Origin of the sequence: Streptomyces monticola, from assembly GCF_042665355.1 — a bacterium.
In the GTDB taxonomy this organism is placed as follows: Bacteria; Actinomycetota; Actinomycetes; order Streptomycetales; family Streptomycetaceae; genus Streptomyces; species Streptomyces monticola.
Genome location: NZ_JBHTCF010000038.1, coordinates 30,358 through 38,556 on the forward strand (window position 1 = coordinate 30,358; position 8,199 = coordinate 38,556).

Genomic DNA, 8,199 nt, shown 5'->3' on the forward strand with positions numbered 1-8,199 from the left:
AAATGCCGCCGGACGGGCAGGGAGTGCCGGCAAGTCGCTCACTCCCCCTCATCGAGCAGCGCGAAGAGTTCCTCGTCGCTCGCCGCGTCCAGGTCCGAGTCGTCCGCCGTGCCCGCGGCACCCGCGGACTCGGCCGCCGCCAGGAGTTCGCGCAGGCGGGCCGTGATCCGTTCGCGTGCGTCGTCGTCGGAGGCCGAACCGATCGCCGTCTCAAGGCCGTTGAGTGAGGTCAGGACGGGATCGGCCGCCGAGGTCGAGGTCTCATCGATGGCGAGTTCGCCGAGTACATAGGCGGCCAGGGCCTGCGGCGACGGATGGTCGAAGACGAGCGTGGTGGGCAGCCGCAGACCGGTCGCGCGGTTCAGCTGGTTACGCAGCTCCACCGCGGTCAGCGAGTCGAACCCGAGCTCCTGGAAGGCCCGGTCGGGTGCGATGCCGCCCGCGTCCCCGTGGCCGAGCACGGCCGCCACCTGGGCGCGTACGAGCTCGGTCAGGAACCGCTCACGCTCGCTCTCGGCGAGCCCGGCGAGCCGCTGGGCCAGCGGCTCATCGCCCGCCGCGGTGCCCGCGGCCGCGCTGCTCGCCGCCGCCTTGCCGCGCCGCGCCGCGGGCGCCAGGGCCCGCAGGACCGGCGGAAGGCCCGCGCCCCGGGCCCGCAGCGCCGCCGCGTCGAGACGGCTGACCGCGAGCACGGCCTCGCCGGTCGCGGGCGCCGCGTCGAACAGCGACATCGCGTCCTGCGTGGCGAGCGGCAGCAGGCCGAGCTGGGCCAGGCGCCGCAGATCCGTCTCGTCGAGCCCGCCGGAGATGGTGCTGCTCTCACCCCACAGGCCCCAGGCCAGCGAGGTGCCCGGCAGACCCTGGGCGCGGCGGTGCGCGGCGAGGGCGTCCAGGAAGGTGTTGCCCGCCGCGTAGTTGGCCTGGCCCGCGGTGCCGACCAGGCCGGCCACCGACGAGTACAGGACGAACGCGGAGAGCTCACGGTCCCGGGTGAGTTCGTGCAGATGCCAGGCCGCGTCCACCTTGGGCCGCAGGACCTGCTCCAGCTGCCCGGCGGTGAGCTGCCCGACCGTGGTGTCCTGCAGGACACCCGCGGTGTGCACCACCGCCGTCAGCGGATGCTCCGCGGGAATCGCGTCCAGGACCCCGGCCAGGGACCGGCGGTCGGTGACATCGCAGGCCGCGACGTCGACCTCGGCGCCCAGACCGGTCAGCTCCGCGCGCAGCTCGGCCGCGCCGGGCGCGTCCGGGCCGCGACGGCTGAGCAACAGCAGCCTGCGCGCGCCGTGTTCGGTGACCAGATGGCGGGCGAGTACGGCGCCGAGGGTGCCGGTGGCACCGGTCACCAGGACCGTTCCCGCGTCCCAGCGCGGCCCGTCCGCCCCCGACTCCGGGGTGGTGCGGGCCAGGCGCGGCACGGACAGGGCGGAGCCGCGCACCGCGACCTGCGCCTCGCCGCTCGCCACCGCGGCGGGCAGCGCACCGGCGGGCGCCACCGCGGTGTCGGCCGGGTCGAGGTCGACCAGCGTGAGCCGGTCCGGGTTCTCCGTCTGCGCGGACCTGATCAGACCCCACACGCCGGAGTGCGCGAGGTCGCTCACGTCCTCGGCGCCGACGGCCACCGCGCCCCGGGTGACGACCACGAGCCGGGAGCCGGCCACGCGCTCGTCGGCCAGCCACCCCTGCACCGACTCCAGGATCCGCTGCACGGCGCCCCGGGCCCGCTCGGGCAGCGGCGCCGTGTCGGCGGAGCCGCCAAGTGCGGGCAGCAGCACGACCGGTGGCGCCGCACGGCCCGCGTCGAGCTCCGCGCCGAGCGCGCCAGGACTGTCGTACGCGGTGTCGACGCCCAGGTCCACGGACCCGTCGCCGAGCACCGCCCAGCCGGCCGTGTCACCGGAACCGGCCGCCGTGGCGGGCAGTTCCGTCCAGCCGACCCGGAGCAGCCCGTCCCGTGCGGCGGCCGCACCGGCCTCGCGCAGCGCCTCCTTCGACAGCGGGCGGAGCAGCAGGGACTCGGCGGCCGCGACCGGAGCGCCGGTGCCGTCGGCGACGGTGAGTTCGGCCTGCAGTGACCCGTCACCCGGGCTCGTCAGGGCCAGGCGTACCCGGAGCGCCGTGGCACCGGTGGCCGTGAGGCTGACCCCGGACCAGGCGAACGGCAGCCACGAGGTGCCCCCCTCCTCGGCGACCCCGGGGAGCAGCGGGTGCAGGGCGGCGTCGAGGAGCGCCGGGTGCAGCCCGAACTTCCCCGCGGAGGCGCGCAGTTCCTCGCCGACGGCGACCTCGGCGAACAGCTCGCCCTCGCCCTGCCACACCCGCCGCAGATTGCGGAACGCGGGCCCGTAGCCGTAGCCGATGGCGGCGAGCCGCTCGTATGCGCCGTCGAGGTCCACCTCCCGTGCGCCGGGCGGCGGCCAGGCGGTCAGCCCGGCGGCCGGTGCGGCATCGTCGACGAGCAGACCCTCGGCGTGCGCCGTCCACGGCTCGTCCGTGCCGTCGCCGTCCGGCCTGGCGTATACGGTGACGGGCCGGCCGCCCGCGGCGTCGGGCTCGCCGACGACCACCTGCAGCTGTACGGCGCCTTGCTCGGGCAGGACCAGGGGCGCGGACAGCGTGAGGTCCACGACATGGTCGCAGCCGACCTGTTCACCGGCGGCCAGGACCACTTCGAGGAGCCCGGTCGCGGGCACGAGCACCATGCCGTGCACGGCGTGGTCGGCGAGCCAGGCGTGGCTGCGCCGGGAGATCCGGCCGGTCAGCAGATAGGCGTCCCGGTCCGCGGTCCGCACCGCCGCGCCGAGCAGCGGATGCCCGGCGGAGACAAGCCCGAAGCCCTCCGCGTCACCCGCGGTGGCCGGGCCCTCCAGCCAGTAACGCCCGTGCTGGAACGCGTAGGTGGGCAGATCGGCACGCCGGGCGCCGGGGAAGAGCGCCGCGAGGTCCGTGTCCGCGCCGCGCAGCTGCGCCTGCGCCACGGCCCCCGCGAACGACACGGGCTCGGGCCGCCCCGAACGCAGGACCGGCACCAGAAGGCCCGCGTCCTCGGTCAGGCAGTCCTGCGCCATCGCGGTGAGCACGCCGTCGGGTCCCAGCTCGATGAACTCGGTGACGTCCTGTGCCTCGAGCCAGCGGATGCCGTCGTAGAAGCGCACGGCCTCACGGATGTGCGTCGCCCAGTAGTCGGGCGAGGCCAGCTGCGCGGCGGAGGCGAGTTCACCCGTCACGTTCGACACGACGGGGATCCGCGGCTCGTGGTACGTGAGGGCCGCGGCCACAGCCCTGAACTCCTCCAGGACCTCCTCCATGTGCGGGGAGTGGAAGGCATGGCTGACCGGCAGGCGCTTCGTCTTGCGACCCTGCTCACGCCAGTGCGCGGCGACCGTGTCGACCAGCTCCCCGTCACCCGAAACCACCGTCGCCCGGGGCCCGTTGACACCCGCGACCGCCACGGCCCGCGGGTCGTACTGCGCGAGATGCGCCCGTACCTCCTCCTCGCCGGCCTGCAGCGCCACCATCGCGCCGCCCTCACGGGCGGCCTGCATCAGGCGGCCGCGCTCGGCGACCAGGGTGCACGCGTCGGCCAGGTCGAGGACGCCCGCGGCGTGCGCGGCGGCGACCTCGCCGATGGAGTGGCCGAGCAGGAAGTCCGGCGTCAGACCGTGGTGCCGGGCGAGCCGGAACAGCGCGGTCTCCACCGCGAACAGCGCGGCCTGCGTGAACACCGTCTGGCCGATCAGGGCGGCGTCCGCCGAGTCGGGCCGGGCGAACAGCACATCCTTGAGCGGATACGGCAGCTCCCGGTCGAGATAGCCGCACGCCTCGTCCAGGGCCCGGGCGAACACCTCATGCGTCTCGTACAACTCCTGTCCCATGCCCAGGCGTTGGCTGCCCTGCCCGGTGAACAGGAACGCCGTGCGGCCACGCCGTCCGCCGCCGGCCCGCACCACACCCGGTGCCTGCCCGCCGTCGGCGAGCGCCCGCAGGCCGTCGAGGAGTTCCGTGCGTCCCGCACCGACGACGGCGGCGCGCTGCTCCAGGCGGGCCCGCGTGGTGGCGAGCGAGAACCCCGCGTCGACCGGCCGCAGTCCGGGCCGCCCCGCCAGGTGCTCGTGCAGACGCCGGGCCTGCTCCCGCAGCGCGACCTCGTCCTTGGCGGACAGCAACAGCGGCAGTACGCCACCGTCCTCGTCCGTCAACTCCGTTCCGGGCACCGCGGGTTCGGCCGGCGGCTGCTCCAGTACGACATGCGCGTTGGTGCCGCTGATACCGAACGACGACACACCCGCGCGCGCCGGACGCCCGGTCTCGGGCCACGGCCGCTCCTCGGTGAGCAGCTCCACCGCGCCCGTGTCCCAGTCGATGTGCGGCGAGGGGTTCTCGGCGTGCAGCGTGCGCGGCAGCGTCCGGTGCCGCATGGCCTCGATCATCTTGATGACACCGCCGACACCCGCCGCGGCCTGCGCGTGCCCGATGTTGGACTTCAGGGACCCGAGGTACAGCGGCCGGTCGTCGGGCCTGTCCTGCCCGTAGGTCTCCAGGAGCGCCTGCGCCTCGATGGGGTCGCCCAGGCTGGTGCCGGTGCCGTGTGCCTCGACGGCGTCCACCTCGTCGGGCCGGAGTCCGGCGGCGGCGAGCGCCTCGCGGATCACACGCTCCTGCGAAGGGCCGTTCGGCGCGGTCAGACCGTTGCTCGCACCGTCCTGGTTGACGGCCGTGCCGCGCACCACCGCCAGGACACGGTGCCCGTTGCGGCGCGCGTCGGACAGCTTCTCCACCAGGAGCAGTCCCACACCCTCGGCCCAGCCGGTGCCCCCGGCCTCGGCGGAGAAGGAGCGGCAGCGCCCGTCGGTGGACAGACCGCGCTGGCGTGAGAACTCCACGAAGGTGTTCGGCCCCGACATCACCGTCACACCGCCGGCGAGCGCGAGGTCGCACTCGCCCTGCCGCAGCGCGTTCGCCGCCAGATGCAGCGCCACGAGCGACGACGAGCAGGCCGTGTCCACGGTGACGGCGGGCCCTTCGAGGCCGTACGTGTACGACAGGCGCCCCGACACCACGCTGGACAGATTGCCCGCCAGCAGGAAGCCCTCGAACTCCTCGGGGCTCTTCGCGAGCCGCGACGCGTAGTCGTCGTACATGGCGCCCGTGAACACCCCGGTACGCGAGCCGCGCACCAGGGCCGGGTCGATACCGGCGCTCTCGAAGGTCTCCCACGCCGTCTCCAGGAGGAGCCGCTGCTGCGGGTCGGTCGCGGTCGCCTCACGCGGCGACATCCCGAAGAACGCCGGGTCGAACTGGTCGGCCTCGTGCAGGAATCCGCCGTGCCGGGTGTAGGACGTGCCGGTCTTCTCCGGGTCCGGGTCGTACAGCGCGTCCAGGTCCCAGCCGCGGTTGACGGGGAACTCGCTGATCGCGTCGGTGCCTTCGGAGACCAGGCGCCACAGCCCCTCGGGCGAGTCGACGCCGCCGGGGAAGCGGCAGGCCATGCCGACGATCGCGATCGGCTCGTCCACGGCGCCCCGGCGCACCGGCGCGGGCGCCGCGGCCGGCTGCGCACCGGCCGCCTTGCCGTGCAGATAGGTGGCGAGCGCGGCGGGCGACGGGTGGTCGAACACCAGCGTCGCCGGCAGCCGCAGACCGGTCGCCGCAGTCAGCCGGTTGCGCAGCTCCACACCGGCGAGCGAATCGAAGCCGATGTCCTTGAAGGCCCGCTCCGGATCGATCCGGTCGGCGCCCGCGTGCCCGAGCACTCCGGCGACGACACCGCGCACCAACTCCAGGACGGCGCCCAGCTGTTCATCCTCCGGCAGGGCCGCGATCTGCCCGGCCCACGAACCGCCGTCACCGGCGGCCTGCGCGGTCCGGGCGGCACTGCGGCGGCTGCGCACCAGGCCGCGCAGCGGCGCGGCCGGCAGCTCTGCGGCGGCCCGCAGCCGCGCCAGGTCGAGCCGGGCAGGCACGGCCAGGGCCGCGCCGCCGGCGAGCGCCGTGTCGAACAGGGCGAGTCCGGTGTCCGGGTCGAGCGGCGCGACACCGGCGCGGGTCCAGCGCGCCAGATCGGCCTCGCCGAGCCCCGCGCCCATGCCGTGCGTGCCGTCCCACAGCCCCCAGGCCAGGGACGTGGCGGCCAGGCCACGGGCCCGGCGGTGCGCGGCGAGCGCATCCAAGTAGGTGTTGGCGGCGGCGTAGTTGGCCTGCCCGGCGGTGCCGGTGATGCCGGACACCGACGAGAACAGCACGAACGCCTTCAGCGGCTGTCCCTCGGTCAGCTCGTGCAGATACCGGGCGGCGTCCGCCTTGGGCCGCAGGACGGCCGTGAGCTGTTCGGCCGTCAGTGAGTGCACGGTCGCGTCGTCGAGGATGCCCGCCGTGTGCACCACACCGGTGAGCGACTGCCCCGCGAGCACCCGCTCCAGGGACTGACGGTCACTCACATCACAAGCCGCCACGGTCACTTCGGCGCCCAGCCCGGACAGCTCAGCCGTCAGCGCGTCGGCACCGGGGGCCTCGGGCCCGCGGCGGCTCGTCAGCAGCAGCCGCCGCACGCCGTACTCGCTCACCAGGTGCCGGGCGAAGAGCGCCCCCAGACCACCGGTGCCCCCGGTGACCAGGACCGTGCCCTCCGGGTCGAACCCGGGCGCGCCCACCGGCTCTCCGAGGGCGTCCCTCGTCAGCCTCGGCACCCGCAGCTCACCGCCGCGCACCGCGATCTGCGGCTCACCGGTGGCCACGGCGGCGGCCAGCAGATCCTCCGCCCCCGGGCCGCCGTCGGTGTCGACGAGCACCACCCTGCCGGGGTGTTCGGACTGCACCGACCGGACCAGACCCCACACCGGCGCCCCGGCGAGCCCCGGCACCTCGTCGCCGGGCAGCACACCGACGGCGCCGCTGGTGACGAACACCAGACGTGAGCCCTCGAACCGCTCGTCGGCGAGCCACCGCTGTGTCACCGTGAGCGCCTGCCGCACATTCAGGTGCGCGGCGTCCAAGTCGTCCCCGCCGTCGATCCGTACGAGCAGCGCGTCGGACTCGGGCACCTCGGGCAGTCCGTCCGCACCCCGCCCGCCGAGCTCGGCGATCCGCAGCCCGGACCCGTCCGCGGCGGCCACCGCGGGCCAGTCCACATGGAACAGCGCGTCGCCCGGACCCTGTGCCCGGGGCGCGATCCGGTCCTTGGCGACGGGGCGCAGCGTCAGCGACTCCACGACGGCGACGGGCGCACCCGTGGAGTCGAACAGGTCGAGCCGCACCGCGTCGGGACCCGCCTCGGTGATGACGACGCGCAGCGCGCTCGCCCCGGACGCGAGCAGTACGCCGCCGCTCCACGCGAACGGCAGCCGGATCTCCTCGGGCCGCCCGCCGTCGGCCACCGCCAGGACGACCGGATGCAGCACGGCGTCCAGGAGCGCCGGGTGAATCCCGAACCGGGCCGCCTCCTCGTGCAGTTCGGCGGGCAGTGCCACCTCGGCATAGGTGCGCCCCTCGGCCCGCCACACACCGCGCAGGCCCTGGAACGCGGGCCCGTACTCGTACCCCAGGCCGGCGAGCCGCTCGTACACCCCGTCCAGCGGATCCGCGACGGCCTCAGCCGGCGGCCACTGCTGCGGCAGCTCCGCCACCGGTGCGGAGGCGGGCGCCGGGTCGAGGGCACCGGAAGCGTGCCGTGTCCACGGCTGCGGCTCGTCGTCCCCCGAGTCGGGCCGCGAGTGCACACTGAACGGCCGAAGACCCGAGGCATCCGGCGCGGCCACCACGACCTGCACCCGCACGGCCCGCCCCTCGGGCAGCACCAGCGGAGCCTCCAGGGTCAGTTCGGCGAGCCGCCCGGCACCGGCCTGGTCCCCGGCCGCCACGGCCAGTTCGAGAAACGCCGTCGCCGGTACGAGCACCGTGCCGCTGATGCTGTGATCGGCCAGCCACGGGTGGCTGCTCAGCGAAAGCCTGCTGGTGAACACCAGCTCTTCACGGTCCGCGAGCTCCACCGACGTGGCGAGCAGCGGATGACCGGCCGGATCGACACCGAGACTGCGGGCGTCGGTACGGGCCTCGGGCACCAGCCAGAAGTGCTCACGTTGGAAGGCGTATGTGGGCAGGTCGACGTGGCGTGCACCGCTGCCGTCGTAGTACGCCGCCCAGTCGACGCCCACACCCCGTACGGCTGCCCGCGCGAGTGCGGTGACGGTCTCGGGGACCTCG

At 74.9% G+C, this 8,199-nt stretch carries 1 protein-coding gene; it reads right to left on the minus strand.

Annotation, left to right across the window (positions count from 1 at the left end; genetic code table 11):
• Positions 1–38: 38 nt before the first annotated feature.
• On the minus strand, positions 39–8,199 hold an 8,161-nt coding region (locus tag ACFQVC_RS41325), incomplete at its 5' end, for an SDR family NAD(P)-dependent oxidoreductase (RefSeq protein ID WP_381841547.1).